General features: G+C 62.9%; 20 protein-coding genes and 1 pseudogene. 10 read left to right on the top strand and 11 right to left on the bottom strand.

What is annotated here, in order from left to right; translation table 11 throughout:
* The first annotated feature begins 122 nt into the window (after window positions 1–122).
* Window positions 123–305 carry a hypothetical protein gene (locus T281_RS07725; protein WP_155955158.1) on the top strand — a complete coding sequence of 61 codons (183 nt, stop codon included), beginning with the start codon at window positions 123–125 and terminating at the stop codon, window positions 303–305.
* A gap of 264 nt (window positions 306–569) precedes the next feature.
* Window positions 570–1,610 carry an IS110 family RNA-guided transposase gene (locus tag T281_RS07720; RefSeq protein WP_037236830.1) on the top strand — a complete coding sequence of 347 codons (1,041 nt, stop codon included), beginning with the start codon at window positions 570–572 and terminating at the stop codon, window positions 1,608–1,610.
* A 381-nt stretch (window positions 1,611–1,991) separates the two neighbouring features.
* Here the strand turns inward: T281_RS07720 and cimA are convergent, their stop codons facing one another.
* Both cimA and cysS read right to left on the bottom strand, forming a co-directional pair.
* Window positions 1,992–3,656 carry a citramalate synthase gene (gene cimA, locus T281_RS07715; RefSeq protein WP_037236805.1) on the bottom strand — a complete coding sequence of 555 codons (1,665 nt, stop codon included), beginning with the start codon at window positions 3,654–3,656 and terminating at the stop codon, window positions 1,992–1,994.
* 96 nt (window positions 3,657–3,752) lie between these two features.
* Window positions 3,753–5,090, bottom strand: a complete 1,338-nt coding sequence (gene cysS / locus T281_RS07710) for a cysteine--tRNA ligase (RefSeq protein ID WP_037236801.1) — start codon at window positions 5,088–5,090, stop codon at window positions 3,753–3,755.
* Between the two features lie 12 nt (window positions 5,091–5,102).
* Here cysS and T281_RS18720 point away from each other — a divergent pair, with 12 nt between their 5' ends.
* Together T281_RS18720 and T281_RS17600 are read left to right on the top strand one after the other, a co-directional pair.
* Entirely contained in the window at window positions 5,103–5,330 is a 228-nt protein-coding gene (locus tag T281_RS18720; protein ID WP_155955157.1) for a hypothetical protein, read from the top strand.
* Window positions 5,331–5,375: 45 nt separating this feature from the next.
* A complete protein-coding gene (locus tag T281_RS17600) occupies window positions 5,376–6,647 on the top strand; it encodes a DUF2865 domain-containing protein (protein ID WP_081796671.1) in 1,272 nt (423 codons plus the stop codon).
* 103 nt (window positions 6,648–6,750) lie between these two features.
* Here the strand turns inward: T281_RS17600 and T281_RS07700 are convergent, their stop codons facing one another.
* Both T281_RS07700 and T281_RS07695 read right to left on the bottom strand, forming a co-directional pair.
* The gene (locus T281_RS07700; protein WP_037236797.1) at window positions 6,751–7,473 is read right to left on the bottom strand and encodes an RlmE family RNA methyltransferase; all 723 of its coding nucleotides are present in this window, start codon (window positions 7,471–7,473) and stop codon (window positions 6,751–6,753) included.
* Entirely contained in the window at window positions 7,436–8,548 is a 1,113-nt protein-coding gene (locus T281_RS07695) for a Ppx/GppA phosphatase family protein (RefSeq protein ID WP_052037243.1), read from the bottom strand. The genes T281_RS07700 and T281_RS07695 overlap by 38 nt, the downstream gene beginning before the upstream one ends.
* 413 nt (window positions 8,549–8,961) lie before the next feature.
* Here T281_RS07695 and T281_RS07690 point away from each other — a divergent pair, with 413 nt between their 5' ends.
* Together T281_RS07690 and T281_RS07685 are read left to right on the top strand one after the other, a co-directional pair.
* Window positions 8,962–9,183, top strand: a complete 222-nt coding sequence (locus tag T281_RS07690; RefSeq protein ID WP_155955156.1) for a hypothetical protein — start codon at window positions 8,962–8,964, stop codon at window positions 9,181–9,183.
* A 222-nt stretch (window positions 9,184–9,405) separates the two neighbouring features.
* Entirely contained in the window at window positions 9,406–11,028 is a 1,623-nt protein-coding gene (locus T281_RS07685; protein ID WP_037236793.1) for an acyl-CoA synthetase, read from the top strand.
* A gap of 92 nt (window positions 11,029–11,120) precedes the next feature.
* Here T281_RS07685 and T281_RS07680 read toward each other — a convergent pair whose 3' ends face one another.
* From T281_RS07680 to T281_RS17595, 3 genes are all read right to left on the bottom strand, one after another.
* Window positions 11,121–11,450: a hypothetical protein gene (locus T281_RS07680; protein ID WP_052037242.1), complete on the bottom strand. Its 330-nt coding sequence runs from the start codon at window positions 11,448–11,450 to the stop codon at window positions 11,121–11,123.
* A 180-nt stretch (window positions 11,451–11,630) separates the two neighbouring features.
* A complete protein-coding gene (locus tag T281_RS07675; protein ID WP_037236790.1) occupies window positions 11,631–13,556 on the bottom strand; it encodes a potassium transporter Kup in 1,926 nt (641 codons plus the stop codon).
* A gap of 101 nt (window positions 13,557–13,657) precedes the next feature.
* Window positions 13,658–14,320 (bottom strand): CAP domain-containing protein, encoded by a 663-nt coding sequence (locus T281_RS17595; protein WP_052037241.1) that lies wholly within the window; start codon window positions 14,318–14,320, stop codon window positions 13,658–13,660.
* Between the two features lie 247 nt (window positions 14,321–14,567).
* Here T281_RS17595 and T281_RS07665 point away from each other — a divergent pair, with 247 nt between their 5' ends.
* Window positions 14,568–15,245, top strand: coding sequence for a carbonic anhydrase (locus tag T281_RS07665; protein WP_037236787.1), 678 nt, complete (start codon window positions 14,568–14,570; stop codon window positions 15,243–15,245).
* Window positions 15,246–15,314: 69 nt separating this feature from the next.
* Here T281_RS07665 and bfr read toward each other — a convergent pair whose 3' ends face one another.
* The gene (gene bfr, locus T281_RS07660) at window positions 15,315–15,806 is read right to left on the bottom strand and encodes a bacterioferritin (RefSeq protein WP_037236784.1); all 492 of its coding nucleotides are present in this window, start codon (window positions 15,804–15,806) and stop codon (window positions 15,315–15,317) included.
* A 300-nt stretch (window positions 15,807–16,106) separates the two neighbouring features.
* On the opposite strand from bfr, the gene T281_RS19975 reads away from it, so the two are divergent.
* Window positions 16,107–16,352 (top strand): hypothetical protein, encoded by a 246-nt coding sequence (locus T281_RS19975; protein WP_037236781.1) that lies wholly within the window; start codon window positions 16,107–16,109, stop codon window positions 16,350–16,352.
* Between the two features lie 340 nt (window positions 16,353–16,692).
* Here T281_RS19975 and T281_RS07650 read toward each other — a convergent pair whose 3' ends face one another.
* On the bottom strand, window positions 16,693–18,591 hold the full coding sequence (locus tag T281_RS07650; protein ID WP_037236779.1) for an ABC-F family ATP-binding cassette domain-containing protein: 1,899 nt from the start codon (window positions 18,589–18,591) through the stop codon (window positions 16,693–16,695).
* A gap of 219 nt (window positions 18,592–18,810) precedes the next feature.
* Here T281_RS07650 and T281_RS07645 point away from each other — a divergent pair, with 219 nt between their 5' ends.
* On the top strand, window positions 18,811–19,725 hold the full coding sequence (locus tag T281_RS07645) for an N-formylglutamate amidohydrolase (RefSeq protein ID WP_037236776.1): 915 nt from the start codon (window positions 18,811–18,813) through the stop codon (window positions 19,723–19,725).
* Between the two features lie 256 nt (window positions 19,726–19,981).
* Complete coding sequence (locus tag T281_RS07640; protein WP_037236817.1) at window positions 19,982–20,242, top strand: DUF2312 domain-containing protein; 261 nt, start codon at window positions 19,982–19,984, stop codon at window positions 20,240–20,242.
* Between the two features lie 49 nt (window positions 20,243–20,291).
* Here the strand turns inward: T281_RS07640 and T281_RS07635 are convergent, their stop codons facing one another.
* Both T281_RS07635 and T281_RS19085 read right to left on the bottom strand, forming a co-directional pair.
* The gene (locus tag T281_RS07635; protein ID WP_037236774.1) at window positions 20,292–21,851 is read right to left on the bottom strand and encodes a GTPase family protein; all 1,560 of its coding nucleotides are present in this window, start codon (window positions 21,849–21,851) and stop codon (window positions 20,292–20,294) included.
* A pseudogene (locus T281_RS19085) lies at window positions 21,848–22,357 on the bottom strand (hypothetical protein); the annotation flags it as partial. The pseudogene T281_RS19085 and the gene T281_RS07635, both read right to left, overlap by 4 nt.

Below are 22,357 nucleotides of genomic sequence, written 5' to 3'. Positions count from 1 at the left end.
TACGCGGGGCTGTTACTTTAGGGCAACGGCCTTCGGCGAGAAGCGTAGGTAGCTTCGCGGAAGCATGCATTTCCTCTCGAATCCGGCTAGTAGGCAGGCCGTGGATGACATTGGAAAGAGCCATGCCTGAGCGGAACATCGACAATGCCGAGGTCAGAGCGAACCTGGGCTTTCGGCCTACACTCCTGACCCCGGTCATGGAAAGAAACGCACTCGAAAGCAGCGACGTTGAGGACTTCCTCTCGGTCCGCCTCTCCGCGACCGATGAGGCCGGAAAGGCCGAGGCTGAGCATTGGCTCAGTTAGGATTCCGATCCGGTCGTCCCGTCGATTATCGCAATAGCGACGCTTACCGAGCTCCGTGCATGAGTTGCAGACGTGCTCAATATTAACTTCGAGCACGCTTTTGATTTTTCAAATAACACACGAGAGCAAGCATCTATTTGCATGGATGAATAGGCGATTATGCGCGTAATTCCGGGTCCCCGCCACACCCTGGCAAGGGGAATCAGCTTTCCAGACAATGATTGAGGCCGCCGGACAGGCCTTGCAATGATGGAGGCGCATGCCATGCAGCACTATGTGGGATTGGACGTTTCCCTGAAGCAGACTGCCGTGTGTGTCGTCGATCAGACGGGCAAAATCAAGCGGGAGTCGATGGTCGCCTCCGATCCCGACGAGATTGCGCGCTTTATAGTCGCTCATGCGCCGCAGGTAGCTCTGGTCGGCCTTGAGACCAGAGCGACATCGACATGGCTTTGGACTGAGCTTAACAAGCGAGGGCTCCCTGTCGTCTGCATCGACGCCCGGCACGCCAAGGCGGCGTTGAAGATGCAAATCAACAAAAGCGACCGCAACGACGCCGCCGGCATCGCCCGCATCATGCAGTGCGGATGGTACAGAGAGGTCCGCGTCAAGGACCTCGACAGCTATGCCGTCAGGGCGCTTCTGAGCAGTCGGGCGCTGCTCGTCGCACTGAAGCGGGATCTCGAGAACCAGATCGGAGGATTATTGAAGAACTTCGGGCTCGTCATAGGGCGCGCCAAGATGACGACATTCACAACGCGGGCAGAAGAGTTGCTTGACGGGCAGCCTGCGCTCTCCGCTGCGGTAGAGCCGCTTCTCAAGGCACGAGAGGCGCTCGGGAAGCAAATCGCCGATCTCGATCGCAAGGTCTTGCGCCTGGCTCGGAGCGCCCCCCAAATTCGCCGCTTCATGACCGTGCCCGGCGTCGGTCCGATCACGGCGCTTTGTTATCTGGCGACGATCGACGATCCCGCGCGGTTCAAGAAGTCGCGCGCTGTTGGAGCCTATGTCGGGTTGACAACGCGCCGATACGCATCCGGCGAGACCGATCGAACCGGGCGCATATCCAAATGCGGCGACGCGATGCTGCGAAGCTATTTGTACGAAGCGGCCAATGTGCTGCTCACGCGGATCGCGAAATGGTCTGCTCTCAAGGCGTGGGGCATGCGCATCGCAAAATGCAGGAACCTGAACAAGGCCCGCGTCGCCGTGGCTCGCAAACTTGCCGTTATCCTGCATCGGATGTGGATGGATGGCACGGAGTTCAGCTGGTCATCGCAAGGAGCCGCCATGCAAGCTGACTGATCAGGACAGCGAGTTCTCGCTCCAGGGCGAGAAAGACGTCCCTGCCGGGACGTGGCGATGGCGAGATCGTCCGAGGCTATGCGAGGCCCGAAATAGGCAAAGCGCGTCTCACACATTGGTCCGCCAAAGTCACCAGGCGCCACCATGCGAAGGGCATTCCACGCCCGAACGCGGAGAGAACAGTGGGCCCCGCAAGGAAGTTTACGGAGAGCTTGACGCCAGACCCGGAATTAGAGAACAGCCTCGGTCCGATCCCGACATCTGCGCGCGCTGCAACGGATGCAATATGTCAACATTCGGAGGACACCTCGCACATCGCTGTTCCACTGGATCTTCTGACTTTGCATTTGGACGAAAGTTGGCAGCAACGGGATTCAAATGTCAAATTCGCTCCACTACAGGCCTGCGCGCGGCTGAACCGTCGAACCGCACCAAGCTCTCGGTGCGCGCCACTGCTGCCACCCCGTCTTTCAAAAGCTTGAAATTAACGGAATCGAGCAGCGCCTCGAAAGAGGCATCTACAATATTCGGCGACACGCCCACTGTGAACCAGCGCTCGCCGGTAGACTTTTCGCGGCACTCAATGAGCACGCGTGTGACCGCGTCAGTGCCGCCCGTCAGGATACGCACGCGGAAATCCACGAGTTCGAGATCCTGGATACTCGGCTGATACGCGCCGAGATCCTTCCTCAACGCCTGATCGAGCGCATGCACCGGGCCGTTGCCCTCGCCCGCGTTCATGAGAACGTCGTCGCCGATGCGCACCTTGACCACGGCTTCGGACACGGTGACGAGCTCGCCTTTCGCATTGTGGCGGCGCTCCACCATGACGCGGAACTGGTCCACGTCGAAGTAATCGGGCACCTCGCCAAGCGCGCGCCGCGCGAGAAGTTCGAAGGAGGCGTCGGCCGCCTCGTAGGCATACCCTTGAGCCTCGCGGGTTTTCACATCGTCGAGGAGCGCGGCAAGGCGCGGATCGTCCTTCGCCACTTCCATGCCGATGCGGGCGAGTTCCGCGAGGATGTTCGACCGCCCCGCCTGATTGGATACGAGCAGCTTGCGCGCATTGCCGACGCTCTCCGGCGGCACGTGCTCGTAGGATTTCGGCTCCTTGTTCACCGCGGAGGCATGGATGCCGCCCTTATGCGCGAAGGCCGATTCGCCAACATAGGGCGCGTGGCGGTTCGGCTGGCGGTTCATGAGTTCGTCAAACTGGCGCGAGACGGAGGTGAGCGTCTTCAGCGCAGCGGGCGTTACGCGCGTCTCGAACGCGCCCGCGAAATCGTCCTTCAGCAGCAGCGTCGGGATGATCGAGGTGAGGTTCGCATTGCCGCAGCGCTCGCCGAGGCCGTTTAGCGTGCCCTGAATCTGACACGCGCCCGAAAGCACGGCGGCCAGCGAATTCGCCACGCCCTGCTCGGTGTCGTTATGCGCGTGGATGCCGATATGGTCGCCGGGAAGCACGCTCGTCACCGCCGCCACGATCTTTGCAATCTCGTGCGGGAGCGTGCCGCCGTTCGTGTCGCACAGCACCACCCAGCGCGCGCCCGCCTCATACGCGGCCTTCGCGCAGGCAAGCGCATAGTCCGGGTTCGCCTTGTAGCCGTCGAAGAAGTGCTCGCAATCGATGATGCTTTCGCGCCCGCGCTCCACCACCGCCGCGACCGACGCGCGGATGGCGTCGAGGTTTTCATCGAGCGTGATGCCGAGTTGCAGGTCGACGTGGAAATCCCACGATTTCGCGACGAGACAAACCGCGTCCGCCTTCGCCGAAAGAAGTTGCTGGAAGCCGGGATCGTTCGAGGTGGAGCGCCCCGCGCGCTTCGTCATGCCGAAGGCGACGAGCTTCGCGTTGAGCTTCGGCGGCGCCTCGAAAAACGCCGTGTCCACCGGGTTCGCGCCGGGATAGCCGCCTTCGATATAGTCGATGCCCAGCACGTCAAGGCGCTTCGCGATGAGATGCTTGTCTTCGAGCGAGAAATCGACGCCGAGGGTTTGCGCACCATCGCGCAGCGTGGTGTCGAACAGATACAGCCGCTTTTTCATAACTTGCCCAATCAAACAGGAATGCGCCCCTCGCCAGCCGGGAGCACCGAAAATCGCGCACGCTTTGCTCGCCCCGTTTCCGGTCGGCGGGCCAATCTAGCGCGCGATTTCCCAGGTCGTTTCGATTTCGCCCGTCGCGGAGTTCTTCGCGTCCTTCAACGCAACGCCCATCGCAGCGAGTTCGTCGCGGATGCGATCAGCCTCCGCCCAGTTCTTCGATTTGCGGGCCGCCAGCCGCGCGGTAATTCGCTCCTCGATCGCCTTTTCGTTTACGGATTTGAGGCGCGGATCTTCCGCCTGTTCGCCGAGGCCGAGCAAATCGAGCGCGCGAAACTTGTCGCCCGGCTCCATCTGGTGGATCGCGGAGATGGCAAGCGGCGTGTTCAGATCGTCCGCGAGCGCGCCGAGGAAAGCGCTTTCACCGAAATCGACGTCACCTTCCGCGCCGTCCTCGTCGATGGCCGCGCGCCAGCGCCGGAGCAGCGAATCGCTCTCGGCCAGCCCTTTCGCCGTCCAATCCATCGGCTGGCGGTAATGCGTGCGCAGCATGTTGAGGCGGATCACGTCGCCCGGCCAGTCCTTCAGCAACTCGCGGATGGTGATGAAATTGCCGAGCGACTTCGACATCTTCTGGCCTTCGACCTGAAGATGGCCGTTGTGCACCCAGTAATTCGCCATGACTTCGGTGTCGTGCGCGCAGGTCGATTGCGCCAGCTCGTTCTCGTGGTGCGGGAAAAGCAGGTCGATGCCGCCGCCGTGGATGTCGAACACGCTGCCGAGGTGCTTTTCGGCCATGGCGGAGCATTCGAGATGCCAGCCGGGGCGACCAAAGCCCCACGGGCTGTCCCATCCGGGCTCCGCGCCTTCGCTCGGCTTCCACAGCACGAAGTCCATCGGGTCGCGTTTGTAAGGCGCAACCTCGACGCGCGCCCCCGCCCGCATGTCGTCAACGGAGCGGCGGGACAATCCGCCATAATCGTCGTCGGACGGCACGTTGAACAGCACGTGTCCTTCCGCCGCGTAGGCGTGGCCTTTCGCGATGAGTTGCTCGACGAGCGCGATCATTTCGGCGATGTGCGCTGTCGCACGCGGCTCGATGGTCGGCGGCAGCGCTCCGATGGCGGCAGCGTCTGCGTGGAATTGCGCGGCGGTGCGCTCGGTCAGCTCGCGAATCGAAACGCCCTCGGCGGCCGCGCGCGCGTTGATCTTGTCGTCGACGTCGGTGATGTTGCGCGCATAAATGACATGCTTCGCCCCGTAGACGTGCCGGAGCAGCCGGAACAGCACGTCGAACACGATGACCGGGCGCGCATTGCCGATATGTGCGAAATCGTAGACGGTAGGTCCGCACACATACATCCGCACGGCCTTTGGGTCTATGGGCCGGAAGATTTCCTTGCGTCGCGTCCGCGTATTGTAAAGCTTAAGCTTCATAAGCCCTGGCCCTTGCTGGCGGGGCTTGTCTTTGAAACAAAAATCCTATGCCGCGCCAGCGTTTTTCTAGCTCGCGTTAATAATGCACCGGCTGCAGGTGGAAACATTTTGTCTCATGATCCGAACATTGCCGCAAATTTGTACGAGGTCAAGCCGGACAGTGCGGGACTCACCGATTTTACAGTGGAATTTCGCGTGACTCTCAAGGGCTGGTTTGCGAACGGCGGCAACTGGGGCTAATACTTCGAGGCAGGGGCCGCCCGGCCCCGATCGGCGGCAGGTGATATGACGACTTTCTTTCGCGGTGTGAGCTTGTTTTGCTGGGCGGCGGTGACGCTCGCCTTCGGTGCCACGGAGAGCGCGGCGCAGTGGGGCAGTTCGGGCCGTTACGATGCGCCGCCTTACGGCCAGCAACAACCCGTTTATGGGCAGAACCCGGCGCCCTACGGACAGAGCCAACAGCAGCCGCCTTACGGCCAGCCCTATGGCGCGCCGCCCTCCGCTTCCCCGTATGGCAATCAAAACCCGCGGTGCCGCGACCTTGAGGCGCAGCTTGCAGGCGGCGGGGCAAACACCGGGCAAGATCAATTGCCGAGGATCGACGCCGACATGCGCAACGCCGACATGGCGTTTCGCCGCGCGCAGTCCGACGCCGACCGCTCCGATTGCTATGAAGACATGTTTCTGTTCGGCAAGACGCTGCGGCGCACGCCGCGTTGCCTCGACCTCGACCGGCAGGTGCAGGAAGCGAAGGCCAATCTCACGCAGTTGAAGTCGCGGCGCGACGCCATCGTGCGCGGCAGTGCCCCCCGCGCCCGCCATGACGACATCGTGGCCGACCTCGCGCGCAACCGCTGCGGCGATCAATACGCCCGCGAATATGACGCGCAGCGCAGGCGCGACAATTCCATCTTCTCGTTCTTCAGCAATGAGGAGGATTCCGAACCCGCTGCACCCCGCTCGACCTGGACCACGACGCCGACCTATGGCGGCGCGTCAACCTACCGAACGCTGTGCGTGCGCGAATGCGACGGCTTCTATTATCCGATCTCGACCGCCACGACCGAAAGCCAGTTTCCAGCCGATGCGGAGCGCTGCCAGTCGCAATGCGCGTCCCCGGCCGAGCTTTATTATCACCGCTCCGATCAGGATGTGGACCAGATGGTTTCGTTGTCCGGTCGCCTCTATGTGACGCAACCCTTCGCGTTCCGGAACCGCAAGGTTTTCGTGAAGGGCTGCTCGTGCAAGGCGACAGAATACTCGCGCGAGGAAATCGCCAAGTTTGAGGAAACGCAGCGGACATCGAAGCGCGCGGATGCGAGCGGCAGCAAGGCCAGCAAGGCGGCGGTGGCTCCTGCCCCGGCGGCGCCGCCTACGACGGCACCCAGCGCAGGCGGCGATCCGAACTTCGCTCAGCGCATCTCACAGGCCGTGCAGAATGTGCCCGCGACGCCACCCGCCAAATTGCCCTCCACGCCGCAAGCCCTCCCGTCGACCTCGTCAAGCGTGGCAACGGATGGCGATATTACCGTGACGCCGATCCCGAGGGGGCGTTGACGCTTTCGGATGGCAGGGCGGAGCCTCTTCTCAGCGGCTTCGCGCCGTCGTGATCGTAAAGGAGCGCTGATTCGGCGTCGCCGGGCACGGGTGTCGCTCGCGCCTATTCTTCTTCCTCCGAGCCATCCTGCTCGCGGGGCTTCCCGCGGAACCCCGTCGCCAGCACGTATAGCTCGGGGCTTTCTGCCCGGCTCGCCTTCGGCTTGATGTGGCGAACGGTCGCGAAATCGCGCTTCAAAATGTCCAGGAAGGCTTTCTCGCTGCCGCCCTGAAACACTTTCGAGAGGAAGAAGCCGCCCGGAGCCATCACGCGCACGGCGAAGGCCAGCGCTTCCTCGGCAAGCCCCATGATGCGCAAATGATCGGTCTGGCGGTGGCCCGTCGTGGGTGCGGCCATATCGGACAGCACCGCGTTCGGGCGACGGCCCGCCAGAACGTCGATCAGCCGCTCGTCGGCGGTGGGATCGGTGAAATCCTGCTGGAGGATGGCCACGCCCGGGATCGCGTCGAACTCAAGATAATCGAGCGCGACGACCGCGCCGCGCCCATCCGCCGCCTTCACGCGATTCGCCGCGACCTGGCTCCAGCCGCCGGGTGCGGCTCCGAGGTCGACGACAATGTCGCTCGGCTTCAGGAGACCGTATTTCTCGGCGATCTCTTCGAGCTTGTAGGCGGCGCGGCTTCGGTAGCCGTCACGCTTCGCGGCGGCGACATAAGGGTCGTTCAACTGCCGCTCAAGCCATTGCCGCTGCGAGGCCGTGCGCCCGCGCGTCTTCTTCAGCTTGATCTTAAAGGATCGGTCCGGATTTTGCTCTCGCTTCGTCATGCGCCGATAATGCCGGATCGAGACGAAGTTTGCCGACATTTTTTTCGCCGACGCCGCGCTCGCGAATGGCGTCTTCGGCAATCAGCGTTGCGAGGATGCCCTCGCGCAAGCCCCGGTCGGCGACACGCAGGGAATTCACCGGCCAGACGCGGATCATCGCTTCCATGATCGCACAGCCCGCGAGGATGAGATCGGCCCGTTCCGCCCCGATGCAGGGCTGCGCCGCGCGCTCCGCCCAGTTCATCGCCGCGATGCGTTTCGATACGTCGCGGATGCTGTCGGTGGAGAGCCAGCAGCCGTCGACCTTTGCGCGCGTGTATTCGGCAAGGCCTAGATAGACGCCCGCGATGGTGGTCACGGTGCCTGACGTGCCAAGCAGATGCGTATCGGCGCTTGCGATCTTCGCGCCGATACCGTTCACCCGGCTGAAGGGTTCGAGTTCCGCCTGCACGAAGCGAACCATGTCCTCGAACTGGAAGCCCTCGGCCCGGCTCGACCCGAAGCGTTCCGCGAGCGTCACCACGCCGAAGGGCAGGGACGTCCACGCCTCGATGCAATCCTGAATGCGGAGACGATCCTCGATGGAGATGCGCCGCGCGCGCCGTCCGGTCTTGAGGTTGAGCCAGACGAATTCCGATGAACCGCCGCCGATATCGAAGATGAGCGCATAGTCGCTCTGCTTGTCGATGAGCGAGGCACAGCCCGAAACGGCAAGGCGCGCTTCGGTCTCGCGGCCGATAATTTCGAGCGAGAGGCCCGTCTCGCGCTTCACCCGGGCGATGAAGTCCGGCCCGTTCTTCGCGATCCGGCAAGCTTCGGTCGCCACCAGCCGCGAGCGCGTCACGCCGCGCCGCGTCATCTTGGCGGAGCACACCTTGAGCGCTTCGATAGTGCGGGCGATAGCCTCTTCCGACAGCACGCCCGATATGCTGACCCCTTCGCCGAGCTTGATGATGCGCGAGAAGGCGTCGATCACGAAGAAGCCGCGACGCGAGGGCCGCGCGACGAGGAGGCGGCAATTGTTGGTGCCGAGGTCGAGCGCGCCGTAAATTGCCGAGGAAGGGGCCTCCGCCACGTCGGCCGAGCGTGAAACTTTCGCCGGACGATAGACCGGCGGATTAACCTTTATTCCTGAAAGCGGGGAAGCCGTGGAGGCGCAAGGGGCGCTTGAAATAGGAAATGCGGTTCCGGCCGTTTCATCGCAGACGGCGGTATCCTGCTCTCCGAAAATGGCGCCGCCTCGTTCTCCGATGGCCAAACGAACCTCCGTCTGCGTTTTGTTTCGCAGATTGTGTTTTGCCGCCCCACTAACAGACAAGACTAACAGTTTTTTTAGCATCCGCAAACGAAAGACGTTGCTCGCGACGAAGCCCGAGTCGGCGCGCCGAAAGGCCAGCGTTAAAACTTCCTTACAATTTATTGATTGAGCGAATCGCCGCCTTCGATGAAAGAGGAATCGCACAATTGATCCTGGCACGGAGGCATGTCATGGCCCGCGTGTTCTCTTGCGTCGCGATTTCGCTCATCCTGTCCGCCTGCGCTGCCGAAGCGCCACGGGCACCCCTCGCTGCGGTGGCACAAGCCCCCGCCGTTCCTGCGGATAGCCAGAAGGACGTCGAAAATGTCGCCGTGCCGGAGCCGCCCAGGAGCATTCTTGCCTGTACCGGGCTGCCGCTCGCGGGCCGGAAGTGCGGTATCCCTAACATTTAGCGAGCCGAGTGTGCGCGAGGCTGGTCAACGGCTCTGGCCGGATCGTATCCCTTGGTCTGATGCGCCAAGGTTTCGGTTTTTCGCCCCTGCGAATTACGATAAAAGCCTTACTGATATTGAAGAAAGCGTCATCACGGGCAGAACGCTTGCGGTCGATGCCCTGAAGAGGCACCGGACTTATTGGCTTCCACTCGCGCTGACGGCGCTGCTCCGAGGGCCACCATGACCGCCGCCTACACGCAAAATCTCGACAAGACCCCCGCCAACCATCAGCCGCTGACGCCGCTCGGCTTCCTCGCGCGCGCCGCTCGGGTCTACCCGAACCACCCGGCCGTGGTGCATGGCGCGAAGACCTATACGTACGCCGAGTTCTACGACCGCTCGCGTCGGCTGGCCTCGGCGCTGTCGAAGCTCGGCATCGGCAAGAACGACACCGTGTCGGTGATGCTGCCGAATGTGCCCGCGATGCTCGATGCGAAGTACGGCGTGCCGATGGCGGGCGCGGTGCTGCACTCGATCAACACGCGCCTCGACGCGGCGAACATTGCGTTCATGTTCGATCACGCCGAAACGAAGGTGCTCATCACCGACACCGAATATGCGAAGGTCGTCGCCGAGGCGCTGAAGCTCTCGGAGCATAAGCCCGTCATCATCGACTATGCGGATAAGGAGTTTCCGGGGCTCGGCGCGCGCCTCTCCGAGGTCGAATATGAAGAGTTCATCGCTGGCGGCGATCCGGAATTCGCGTGGAAAATGCCCGACGACGAATGGGACGCGATCTCGCTCAATTACACATCCGGCACCACCGGCAACCCGAAGGGCGTCGTCTATCACCATCGCGGCGCGTATCTGACGAGCCTCGGCAATACGCTCGCAGGCCAGATCGGCAAGCACCCGAACTATCTCTGGACGCTGCCGATGTTCCATTGCGACGGCTGGTGCTTCGGCTGGACGATACCGCTCGTCGGCGGCACGCAGGTGTGCCTGCGATATGTGCGCCCCGACGCGATCTGGGCCTCGCTTTACGAGAACGAAATCACCCATCTTTGCGGCGCGCCAATCGTCATGTCGACGATCCTCAACGCGCCCGCCGATGCCAAGCGCAAGCTGAAGCAGAAGGTGCAGTTCCTCACCGCAGCCGCTCCGCCGCCCGAGGCCGTGCTCGCCGAGATGCGCGAGGCGGGCTTCAACGTCACCCATGTTTACGGCCTGACGGAAACCTACGGCCCGTCAGTGGTGAACGAGTGGAAGGGCGAATGGGACGCGCTCGACGGCGGCGCACAGGCGCAGAAGAAGGCGCGGCAGGGCGTACGCTACGTGCCGCTCGAAGACCTCAGCGTGATCGACCCGCTGACCATGCAGCACGTGCCCGCCGATGGCGAGACGCTCGGCGAAGTCATGTTTCGCGGCAATGTCGTCATGAAGGGTTACCTCAAGAACAAGGACGCCACCGAGGACGCGCTCGCGGGCGGCTGGTTCCACTCGGGCGATCTCGGCGTGATGCACCCGGATGGGTACATCCAGCTGAAGGACCGCTCGAAGGACATCATCATCTCGGGCGGCGAGAACATTTCGTCCATCGAGGTAGAGGACGTGCTGTTCAAGCACCCGGCGGTGCAGGCGGCGTCCGTGGTGGCGAAGCACGACGAGAAGTGGGGCGAGACGCCCTGCGCGTTCATCGAGCTGAAGCCGGGCGCGATCGTGACGGCCGAGGAGATCATCGCGTGGTGCCGCCAGCATCTCGCGGCGTACAAATGCCCGCGCCACGTGGTGTTCAACGAACTGCCGAAGACGTCCACCGGCAAGATTCAGAAGTACATTCTGCGCGAGATGGCGAAATCCTGAGCCTCAAGAAAAAACCCTTCCGCCACGGCGGCGGAAGGGCGGTGTTTCAAGGCGCCCGGTGCGGCTTGGCGAAAACCGCGCGGCGAAACGAACTACCAGCGGCGCCAGTAGTGTCGGCGATAGTAGTGGCGATGCGGCCGGTAATAGTAGCGATATCTGTACCGCGGATAATAATAGGTGCGATAGCGGGGATAGTAGTAATGCCTGCGATACACGCGATATCGCGGGTAGTAGTAATACCTGCGATACACCCGATATCGTGGGTAATAGTAGCGGCGGCGGTAATAGCGATAATAGACGTTGACCGCCTCGGAAGCGACGGCTTCCGTTGAAACGGTCGCGGGCGCCGCAGGGGCGGCCTGGGCCGGTGCGATCAGCGCGGCGGCGACAAGCGCCAGCGCGGCAAAGACAGCTTTGATCATGTGTGCCTCACCTGAAAGTCTGGAGCATTTCAGACGTAGCGAAGCTTACCTTTCTAGACAATTTTATACAAATCGTTTGGATCGATTGCTCGCCAAATCATTGGGAGCGGGTTGTCGACGGGAACCGCGCCTACTTCGGGAACGCCAATTTGGGATACGTCGAGCGGGGCGGCAGCGATCTCAGATCGCGACCTGCCGCCCGATCTCCACAACCCTGTCGACGGGCAGGCGGAAGAAGTCCGTCACCTGCGCGGCGTTGCGTTCCATGATGGAGAAGATATTTTCCTGCCAGCGCGGCAACCCTTTCCCATCCTCGCGGGCGACGACCGTCTCGCGTCCGATGTAATAGGTCACATCGTCGAGATTGATGTCGTATCCCCGCTCCTTGACGAGTTCGAGAATGGGCGGGATGTCCGGTCGCTCCATGAAGCCGTAATACACCATGGCCCGCCAGAAATTATCGTCCTCCGTCTCCACGTGAAGGCGATGCTCCGGGTTCACGAACGGCACGGGCTCGATGGACACATGCACCACCACCACCCGCTCGTGCAGCGCGCGATTATGCTTCACGTGCCACGACATGACCGGCGGAACCCCCTTCTTCGAGCGCGTCATGAAAACCGCCGTTCCCGGAACGCGCGGCACGCCCGTTTCCTTGAGTTCGGCGAGAAACTCGTGGATCGGCCGATATCGCGAAACGAGGACGGCCATGACGGCGCGCCGCCCCGAATGCCAGACCCACATCAGCCCCGCGATAATCGCGGCGAGCAGCAGAGGCACCCACGCGCCATCCAGCATCTTCGCCGAGTTGGCGATGACGAAGGCGCAATCGACGATGATGAAGCAGCCCGCCAGCAGCGCGGAGAGCCGTGGGTCCCAGCCGAGATATTCGCGCATAGCGATGTAAAGCAGGAACGAATCCATCAGCATGGTGGCGGACACGGCGATGCCATAGGCGGCGGCGAGGTTGTCAGCCTCGCGGAACGAGAGCGTCAGCCCGATGGTGACGACCATCATCGTCCAGTTCACGACGCCGATGTAAATTTGTCCGAAGCCCAGCGCGGACGTCTGCGTGATGTGGAGGCGCGGCAACCACCCGAGCTGGATGGCCTGGCGCGTCATGGAGAAAGCGCCGGTGATGACGGCCTGACTGGCGACAATGGTGGCGATCGTCGCGAGGACGATCAGGGGGATGAGCAGTTCCCTCGGGCACAGCGCGTAGAAGGTGTTCTCCGCGATGGCGGTTCCATCCAGGACGAGCGCGGCCTGACCGGCATAATTGAGCACGAGGCAGGGGAAGACGATGAAGAACCACGCCATCTGGATCGGCCGCCGCCCGAAATGGCCCATATCCGTGTAAAGCGCTTCCGCGCCCGTGACACAGAGGAACACGCCGCCGAGGATCAGGAACGACGCCAGGCCGCCTTCAAAGAGGTAATAGAGGCCGTATGCCGGGTTGATCGCGGCCAGCACGTCGGGATTTTCCCATATGCCGCCGATGCCGAGCAGGCCCAATGTCGCGAACCAGACGAGCATGATCGGCCCGAAAAGGCGACCGATGGTGGCAGTGCCGCGAGGCTGAACAAGGAACAGCAGCACGAGAATAACGATGGTTGCGGGCAGAATGTACGGCTCGAAGCTATGCGCCTTGATGGCGAGGCCTTCGAGCGCGGACAGCACCGATATTGCGGGTGTGATGACGCCGTCGCCGTAGATGAGGGCAGCGCCCGCGAGGCCGACAATAACGACGAAGGTTCGCCTCTGCCGTCGCCCGCCGAGCCCTTTGCGACCGCCGCTCAAGAGCGCCATCAGCGCCATGATGCCGCCTTCGCCGTGGTTATCCACGCGCATCGCCACGGCGATGTACTTCACCGACGTCACGATGATGAGCGTCCAGATGATGAGCGACAGCGACCCCAACACCATGGCGCGGTCGACGACCTGATGGCCGCTCGCCGCGAGCACGATCTTGAGCGTATAAAGCGGACTCGTGCCGATGTCGCCGAACACGACGCCAAGGGCCGCAAGAGCCATGGCTTTCGCATGTCCCTGAGGCGCTGCCGCGACGCCCTGCGGCTCCGCTGCGACCTGACCCTGGATATTCATCACCACCCGAGCTCTTGCGAATCTTTCACGAGCGGCGCAGCTTTATCAGGGATTTGGACCTCGTGCATCGTCAACTTTGCGAGCATGCCGCCAACGTCGATTTACGGCGCCGCAACGACAAGCGCCCAGAACCTTTTGAACTTCGTGTCGGGCTTGTACTCGAACGCGATGCCCATGTGTTTCGCGTCGGCCAGTAGCAGGTTGCGGCTGTGCGGCGGGCTGTGCTTCCAGCCGTCGATGATCTGCGCCACCGACGCCTGCCCCGCGCCGATGTTCTCGGCCGCGACGCGGTATCGATAGCCCGCCAGCGTCAGGCGCTTGCCGACATCCGCGCCGCCGGGTCCGACGTGGGACATCCTGTCGGTCTTCGCCATGTTTCGGGCGAGGATATAGGCGGCTTCGGTCGCGTGCGGCTCCAGCGAGAGCGAGGGCAGCCCCTGCGACGCGCGGTAGTCGTTCACGAGGCGCAGCGCCTCGTTTGGATCGAGAACGTCCGACTGCTCCCCGACTGGCGGCTTCGATGCCGCCGCCGCGTCTCCTGAATTGAAGGCGGACGAGAAATTCGACCAAATCCCGGAAATCCCGGAAGACGACCCCGAGCTTGAGGCGGTCGACGTCGCGACCGGCTCTGCGGCCATCGCGGTTTTGGGCGGCTCCGTATCGGAAAGGCCGCCGCCAAATCCTGACATTGAAGGCAGCGCGCCCGTTGCGGCGCATCCGCCAAGGCTCGCGCAAAACACGAACAAACCAAGAGTACGCCACATGACATCGGCCCCCGGAACAATGCCGATTATGTCAAATCGTGGTTAACGAACGCTTGACCCCCCACCGGCAAAGCCTGCGTAGCGCGCGATCTGGACAATATCATGTTTATTTGATCGAACGAGGCGGGCCGGACGCATTTCATCAGCGAGGTATTAGCCCGTCTTGCAGCGAGACAGCACGCCGCTCGCATGCCTCTCCTATCGGTGGTAAATTGTCGGACCCTATAACCGGAGCCGTACATCTTCCATGCACAGAATCATCGACGGCGTTCTGCGTTTTCAGACAGAAATCCACGGCAAGCGACAGGAACTGTTCAACGAACTCGGCGAACGCCAGAAGCCATTCGCTGTGTTCATCGCCTGCTCCGACAGCCGCGTGGTGCCCGAGTTGCTCACCCAATGCGACCCGGGCGATATTTTCGTGATCCGCAACGCGGGCAACATCATCCCGTCCTATGGCCCCGCGTCTGGCGGAGTTTCCGCCAGCATCGAATATGCGGTTCAGGGGCTCGGCATTCCGAACCTCATCGTGTGCGGCCATTCGGACTGCGGCGCGATGAAAGCCATCCTGCGCGATGACAAGCTCGACAAGATGCCTGCTGTGGGCGCCTGGATCAAACACGCGGCCGCGGCGAAGCAGATCGTGGAGGCGCGCTTCTCGCCGGAGGAGGACGAAAAGAGGCGTTTGAATGCGCTCGTGCATGAGAACGTGCTGTGTCAGCTCCGCAATCTGGCGACGCATCCTGCTGTCGCGGCGAAGCTCGCTGCGGGACAGCTCAGCCTGCACGGCTGGGTCTACAACATCGACAGCGGGACGGTGGACACCTTCGACGCTGAAAAGCAGGAGTTCGTGACCCTGACCAGGGACTCGACCGCGCAGGCGACGCCGAAGCTCATCGTGCGGTACTCGCAGACGAAGAAGTAGCGACGCACGTCCGGCGCCATCGCCGAACAACCGGGTCGAAGGCATTCCCTCGACCCGGCGGAAATATCCTCAGTCGATGCCTTCCTTGTCGAGACCACCGATCTGGTACTGCGAGTAAAGCTCAATCCCGAGCTTGTCCACGAGGCCGAGCTGCGTTTCGAGGAAGTCGATGTGCTCCTCCTCGTCGTGCATCAGCTTCTCGAACAGATCGCGCGAGACGTAATCCTGCACCGAATGCGAATAGGTCGCGGCTTCCTGATAGAGTGCGCGCGCGCCGATCTCCGAGGCGAGGTCGGCCTCAAATATTTCCTTCACGGTCTGGCCGATGCGGAGCGGGTCGAGCACCTGCAGGTTCGGGAAGCCATCGAGGAAAAGGATACGCGCGGTAAGCTTGTCGGCGTGTTCCATCTCTTCGATCGATTCCTTGCGCCAGTACTTCGCAAGGGAGAGGAAGCCCCAATTGTCGAGCATGCGATAATGCAGCCAGTACTGATTGATGGCGGTCAGTTCGGATCTGAGTCCCGCGTTCAGATATTCGATGACTTTGGGGTCGCCCTTCATTCTGTTCTCCGAGTGGTGAGGCAGGCTGGCTGCGGTGAGAATCGCAACGCGATCATGGAGGAGAATCTCGGATGGGCTCTTTCAAAATCAATGCTGGAAATGGAGTAATTCTAAACAGCTCACAGAAATTTCATCGCCAGTGCAAATGCCTAGAGCCCGCTCCGATGAGATTGCGACGCAATCCGATCTGCAAACGGTTCACAGATCCGAACTGACCGCAACGGGCTTAACCCGGGAATGAAGAGATTCCCGTCCTGGTAAAAATAAGAAAACTGAGGCATTGTCGGAAACGGCCCGCCGGTGAACGAAGCCGATCAGGCGACCTTGGCGACCTGCATTTGCTCCATCGGCTGCTCAGCTCTGCCGTCATCCATGGCGTCGCGCAGAGACCGGGTGCAGCGGCCGCACTTCGCGGTGCAGCCGAAATGCCGGTGCACCTGGCATGGCGTGCGCGGCGGGTTCGGGCTGGACATCGCCGACCGAACCGCCTCATCACTCAACACGTTGCAGGAACAGATGATCATCGCGCCGATTATCTACATTTGACTTGCCTACATCGATTAAATACGCAAGCGCTCCTTCCTTCGCAATAAAAATCAGCACTTATAATCATTCTAAGAGATCAATACTCCGAACACGTCGAAGCAAGACTGAGCTTAGAGACAGAAGAAACGAAATTATAATAATTCTAAGTTGGAAAAGTTGCTGACATCTACGCCGTAGCCTTCGCGACAAAAAGCCGACAATAGGCATTCGCCGCGCAAGGCGGGCGTCGATTTTGAAAATACAGCAAGGGCCGTGCCACGCTCGCGGCAGCGTTGGAAGGGAGCGAATCGGCAAGGGGGGAGAAGGGCGGCGTCGGAACGGGCGGGTCTGTCGCCCGCCGTTAAACGTCGACAGCCGCCTCTTCATAGGCGAGCGACGCCTCGAACCACGCATCCTCGGCGGTCTTGAGATCCTTCAGCAACGCCGCGCGGTCGAGCGTCAGCGCGCGCGCCTTGTCCGGCTCCCGCTCGTAAAGCGTGTGATCGGCGAGCCGCGCGTCGATGGCCGCCATTTTCTTCTGGAGATCGTGAACCCGCTTTTCGAGGTCGGTCATCTGCTTCTTGAGCGGCGCGAGTTCGGCGCGGCGTTGCGCGGTCTGACGGCGCTCCTCCTCGCGGCTTTTCTTCGCTTCCGCAGGGCGGTCGCCACCGGAACCGGTCTTCGCAGCCTGCCTCGCCGCCGCAAGGCTTTCCGCACGGTAGCTTTCGAGGTCGCCGTCATAAGGCGCCACCGTGCCGTTGCGGACCACCCACAGGCGATCGACCGTCGCTTCCAGCAAATGCCGGTCGTGGCTGATGAGGATCACCGCGCCTTCATAATCGTTCAGCGCGTGGATCAACTCCTCGCGGCTGTCGACGTCGAGATGGTTCGTCGGCTCGTCGAGAATGAGGAGATGCGGCGCGTGGAACGTGGCGAGCGCGAACAGCAGCCGCGCTTTCTCGCCGCCTGACAGCTTCTCCGACGCCGTGTCGGCCTTGTCCGAGCCGAAGCCGATGGATGCTACCTTCGCGCGCTTCTGAGACTCGGTCGCGTCCGGCATGAGTTCGGCGATGTGATCGTAGGCCGAAAGCTTGGGCCGAAGCTCGTCGAGCTGATGCTGCGCGAAATAGCCGTAGTCGAGCTTGTTCGAGGCGCGGCGCTGGCCTTCGACGGGCGCGAGCTTGCCGCAAAGCAGCTTCGCGAGCGTGGACTTGCCGTTGCCGTTCGCGCCGAGCAGCCCCACGCGGTCGTCGGCGTCGAGGCGAAGCGTGACGCCGCGCAGAATGGGCCGCTCGGGGTCGTAGCCGACGCTCGCGCCCTCGATTCGGATGAGCGGATTGCCGAGCGGGCGCTCTGGCGATGGGAAGCGGAACGGCACCACCTGCGCGTCGACCTCGGCGGCGATGGGCTGCAACTTCGCCAGCGCCTTCAGGCGGCTTTGCGCCTGCTTCGCTTTCGTGGCCTTCGCGCGGAAACGCTCCACGAACGCCTCCATATGGCGGCGCTGGTCGTCCTGGCTTTTCTTCAGCTTCAGTTGCAGGCGCTGCTGCTCGCGGCGTGTTTCCTCGAAGCGATCATAACCGCCCGAATAAAGCGAAAGGCGCTTTTCCGTCAGATGAAGGATGCTGTCGACCGCGTTGTTCAGCAAATCGCGGTCGTGGCTGACGATCAGCACAGTGTAAGGGTAGCTCGCGATGAAGTCTTCGAGCCAGAGAACGCCTTCGAGGTCGAGATAGTTTGTCGGCTCGTCGAGAAGAAGGATGTCGGGCGCGGCAAACAACGCGCCCGCCAGCGCAACGCGCATGCGCCATCCGCCCGAGAATTCGCTGCACGAGCGCTGCTGCGCCGCCTCGTCGAAGCCGAGGCCCGAGAGAATGCGGGCGGCGCGCGACGGCGCGGAATGCGCGTCGAGGTCCGCAAGGCGCGTGTGTATCTCGCTGATGCGGTGCGGATCGTGCGCCGTCTCGGCCTCGGCGGTCAGGGCCGCAAGCTCCGTATGTGCTGCGAGCACGGTGTCGAGCAACGTCTCGGGGCCGCCCGGCGCTTCCTGCGAGACGTGGGCGAGGCGCGCGTTCCTGGGCAAGCCGATGGTGCCGCCATCGGGCGCCATCTCGCCGGCGATCAGGCGCAGAAGCGTCGTTTTGCCGGTGCCGTTGCGGCCGACCAGACCAACCTTGTGCCCTTCCGGAATCGCCGCCGTGGCGTTCTCGAACAGCGGCCGTCCCTCGATGCGGTATGATAGTTCATTGATATGCAGCATGCGCCGACCATGCTGCGGTTACGGCGCTTTCGCAAGCCTTCTGCGCGCGAATGCAGAGGTCTGATCGCGCGCCGCGCTGCCGGTTCGGCGAGCCGATAGGGCAACGGGCTTGAACTCCCGCGCGAGAAAGTGGTTTATTGGCCACAGCAAGAAGCCCACAACACGCAAGTTTCGCCGCCGGGCGAGCAAAATCGTCCGGCCCTCACAATATTGAGCGGCATGTTATACCAGCCTCCATCAATAGAAACGACCTCCAGCCGCAAACCGGCCCCCAGCAGCGAGAGCTGGAAAAGCTTCGAAGTCTCGCCCGGCGATCCGGACACGCGGTTGCTCGTCCTGTGCGATCACGCGACGAACTTGATGCCGCCCGAATACGGCAAGCTCGGCCTCGACGACGTGCAACTTAACCGGCACATCGCCTATGACATCGGCGCGCTCGGGATCGCGCGCGAGATCGGCCGTCGCCTTCGCGCGACCGTTGTTTCGTCGCGCTTCTCGCGGCTGCTCATCGATCCCAATCGCGGCGAGGACGATCCGACGCTCATCATGCGCATTTCCGATGGCGCGGTCGTTCCCGGCAATACGCATGTCGACGAAGCCGAGATGGAGCGTCGCATCGCGGCCTTCTTCCGGCCCTACCACGCCGCCGTCGCCGCCGAGATCGACGCCATGCTGGCGCGCGGGCAGATCCCCGTCATCTTCTCGATGCACAGCTTCACGAATGTCTGGCGCGGGGTTCCGCGCAAATGGCATGCGGCCGTCTTGTGGGATAAAGACCCGCGCCTGCCCATCCCCACGCTGAAACAGCTTCGCGAGCGCACGGGCTTCGAAATCGGCGACAACGAGCCTTATTCCGGGTTCCTGCGCAACGACACGATCTTCCGCCATGCGACACTGCGCGGCCTGCCGAATGTGCTCGTGGAGGTGCGCCAGGATCTCATCCGCGAGGAAGCCGGGCAGCTCGAATGGGCCGCGATCCTCGCGGACAGCCTCGCTGCGATCCTCGCCGATCCGGCGCATGCGGAGCCGCTCTCACGCCTCGAATATTATGAATCGCGCTCGGACGAGGAAGCCGACCGCGTCATGGAGCGCGTGGAAAAAGGCGATGTGGAAACCGCAAGCGGCGAGGAATAGCCGGTTCCTCTGAGTCGCGGGCGATGCAACCCCCACCTCGCCCGTGTCCACAGCCGCAACCGAAAGGTGGACGGCAGACGCTGCCACGTTGAATGCGCAATCGCGCCGCTATAGTCTCGCGCCTCAAATCAGGCTGGGGCGCGCGGGGTGCCTTGGGCCTTTGGAACAGCGTGATTTTCGCCGTGAGCACCGGCTTGCGGCGGGGGAACAGGAGAGCGGCGTGGACGACGCATCAGGGTTCGACGGCGGAGCGGATATCGGCGCCAGCGGCGGCAGCATCGACAAGTCGGCGAAGGAGCAGCTCCGCACGGTCGTCGAGCGCATCGAGCGGCTCGAAGAGGAGAAGGCCGCGCTCGCGGGCGACATCAAGGACATCTACGCCGAGGCGAAGGCGAACGGCTTCGACACCAAAGCGCTGCGGAAGATCATTTCGCTCCGCAAGAAGGACGCGTCCGAGCGGCAAACCGAAGAAGCTATCCTCGCGACGTATATGCACGCGCTCGGCATGCTTGAATAGCGGCGGGCCGGAGCGACTTTCCCGCTCGGGGGGGGGGGCGCGGATCGAGCTACGGCCGCCGCTCGCCGCCGGAAAACACGGCCTTCGCTATGATGCGGCCCGCGTTTGCCGCCTGCGTGCGGAGTTTCCGCCAGTCGAAGCCCTTGTCGATGTCCTGAAGCGTGCGCACGAGTTGCGCGCGTTGAGCCTCGGGCATCTTCTCCGTGATCGCGGCCCAGATCGCATCGACATTATAGAGGCCCACGCCCGTGTCGAGACAGGCCGGGATCGTGTCATCGGCAGCGAAACCGAGATCGGCGTCAGCCGCTTCGACCGCGCCCCGGATCGAGGCCGCCTTCGGGTTCGACGCGTCGTCCAGATCGTAGGGCGGCGACCACTCGCGTGCGGGCCGTAAACGATCCACGTGGCTCAGCACGAACAGCATGGGTGGGCGGCGACGGTTCGGCCGCTCGGCGAAATGCGCGCGGATGGCTTCGAGCGCGCGGGCATCGAGGTCGCGATCCGGTCGCACGGCGCTCGCGACCCACAGGATGAGATCCGCGTTCGCCGCTTCCTCTACCAGCGCCTGCAACGGCTGGTCCGGGCTGTCGAGGCCGGGGCTGTCGAGCAGCAGCGCCTGCGGCACGCCCTCGCGCTTCAGTTCGTAAGCGGTGAAGCCGTTCGTCAGCGGAAGCACGTCGGACCCGGCGCGGATTTCGGCGAGAAGCGCATTCACGAGGCTCGACTTGCCCGCATTCACCTGCCCGCCGATGAGAAGGCGCAGCGGCTCGGCCTCAACTTTCGACGCGGCGCGGCGGTCGCGCTCCGTCGCCTCGGTCACATGCGCCTGAAGGTCTTCCGGCTCGACACGCAGGCGTCCGCCGTAAAGGTCGATGGCGGCGCGGCCAACCTCCTTCACGTAGGCCCGCGCGAGCCGCTTGGCGAGTTCCTCGCGCCCCCAGCGATACATCTGGTTCGACATGCGCTCGCGCAGTTCCTGCGTGACAGCCGCCGCCGGGTTCAGCATGCGGATGATGCGCCAGATGTCGTAGCCCTTCTGCGCCACGTCGATCAGCGAGCGATATTCATAGATGCGGATCACCTGACCGATGGTGAGCTTGTCGCCGAGCGGGATGTTGTCGGCAACGACGGGTTTGAGGCGCACGGCGACCTGCTCGATGATCGTCAGCGCCTCGGGCGCGGTAAACTCCCAAAGCGGATTTTCCTGTTCCGGGTGAAGCTTCCGGGCGACCGCGTCGATGGTGCGCTTTCCGAGCGCCCAGAACGCCGGCCAACTGGTGAGATCGTCCACCTTTACCGTGTCAGCCACTTCGAGCACCGCATCCCACGCCTGATTTTCGCGCGGTGTCCATGTATCGGCGGCGGCGTCCTCGGGAAGCTCCACCTCGCGCGGCGCTCGGAGCGGGATGTCGAGGCGGCGGAACATGGCGAGTTGGAAAAGGAAGGCGAGGCCGACGAACGCGAATGCGCCCGCGACCCAGTAGAGCGCGTAGCCCTTTTCCCACAGCCACAGGCCGCCAAGCGGGATCAGCGTCAGCGAGGGCAGCACGAAGCACAGCGCGACCAGCGCGAAGCGAAGCCAGATCAGATTGTCCTTGCGGCCGCTCATGCAGGCGCGCCCTCGGGCTTGCTCTCAGCTTCCGCCTTCTTTCGAAACCGGAATGCCTCTGCCAGCGCGGCGGCATAGGCTTCGGCCACGCCTTTCGGGTCGCTCTGCCCCAAACGCTGGCGCGCGAGGAAATAGCACGCAGCCTTGCCGATGGCGAAGGTGGTGGCGAAGCTCGTAGCGGCGGCAGCAGCAGCCCCCGCCGTCTGCCCGTAGACCGGGATGAGCTTAGCAAGCTGGCGTGCGCCGAACGCCGCAGCCATGCGCGTCACCACCCCCGCCCCGAGGCATGCGCCGAATTCAGACAATGTGCGACGGTTCCATTCCACGCCGTAGATCCGGGCGAGGCTGTGCAGCATCTTCGCCTGCACGGCGGGCACCGCGACCGCGCCTGCCAGCGGGACCACGTCGGCAGCGGCGGCGGCGCTGGAATAGCCGACGATATGCGGATGCGCTTCGTTCGAGAACGAGTCTCCAGCCCTTGCGCTGCCGTCTTTCAAGGCGGCGAC

This window comes from Rhodomicrobium udaipurense JA643, assembly GCF_000636015.1.
Lineage (GTDB): Bacteria > Pseudomonadota > Alphaproteobacteria > Rhizobiales > Rhodomicrobiaceae > Rhodomicrobium > Rhodomicrobium udaipurense.
The sequence above is the reverse complement of the archived record's forward strand: the minus strand, read 5'-3'. Positions and strand labels throughout refer to the sequence as shown.

Coding starts and splice junctions, on each gene's coding strand:
- T281_RS07725 (WP_155955158.1), top strand. CDS start 123: ATGCCTGAGCGGAACATCGACAATGCCGAGGTCAGAGCGAACCTGGGC.
- cysS (WP_037236801.1), bottom strand. CDS start 5,090: ATGAAGCTTAAGCTTTACAATACGCGGACGCGACGCAAGGAAATCTTC.
- T281_RS07675 (WP_037236790.1), bottom strand. CDS start 13,556: ATGAATATCCAGGGTCAGGTCGCAGCGGAGCCGCAGGGCGTCGCGGCA.
- T281_RS07685 (WP_037236793.1), top strand. CDS start 9,406: ATGACCGCCGCCTACACGCAAAATCTCGACAAGACCCCCGCCAACCAT.
- T281_RS07720 (WP_037236830.1), top strand. CDS start 570: ATGCAGCACTATGTGGGATTGGACGTTTCCCTGAAGCAGACTGCCGTG.
- T281_RS07645 (WP_037236776.1), top strand. CDS start 18,811: ATGTTATACCAGCCTCCATCAATAGAAACGACCTCCAGCCGCAAACCG.
- T281_RS17600 (WP_081796671.1), top strand. CDS start 5,376: ATGACGACTTTCTTTCGCGGTGTGAGCTTGTTTTGCTGGGCGGCGGTG.
- bfr (WP_037236784.1), bottom strand. CDS start 15,806: ATGAAGGGCGACCCCAAAGTCATCGAATATCTGAACGCGGGACTCAGA.
- T281_RS07700 (WP_037236797.1), bottom strand. CDS start 7,473: ATGACGAAGCGAGAGCAAAATCCGGACCGATCCTTTAAGATCAAGCTG.
- T281_RS17595 (WP_052037241.1), bottom strand. CDS start 14,320: ATGTGGCGTACTCTTGGTTTGTTCGTGTTTTGCGCGAGCCTTGGCGGA.
- cimA (WP_037236805.1), bottom strand. CDS start 3,656: ATGAAAAAGCGGCTGTATCTGTTCGACACCACGCTGCGCGATGGTGCG.
- T281_RS07635 (WP_037236774.1), bottom strand. CDS start 21,851: ATGAGCGGCCGCAAGGACAATCTGATCTGGCTTCGCTTCGCGCTGGTC.
- T281_RS07690 (WP_155955156.1), top strand. CDS start 8,962: ATGGCCCGCGTGTTCTCTTGCGTCGCGATTTCGCTCATCCTGTCCGCC.
- T281_RS07650 (WP_037236779.1), bottom strand. CDS start 18,591: ATGCTGCATATCAATGAACTATCATACCGCATCGAGGGACGGCCGCTG.
- T281_RS07665 (WP_037236787.1), top strand. CDS start 14,568: ATGCACAGAATCATCGACGGCGTTCTGCGTTTTCAGACAGAAATCCAC.
- T281_RS07680 (WP_052037242.1), bottom strand. CDS start 11,450: ATGATCAAAGCTGTCTTTGCCGCGCTGGCGCTTGTCGCCGCCGCGCTG.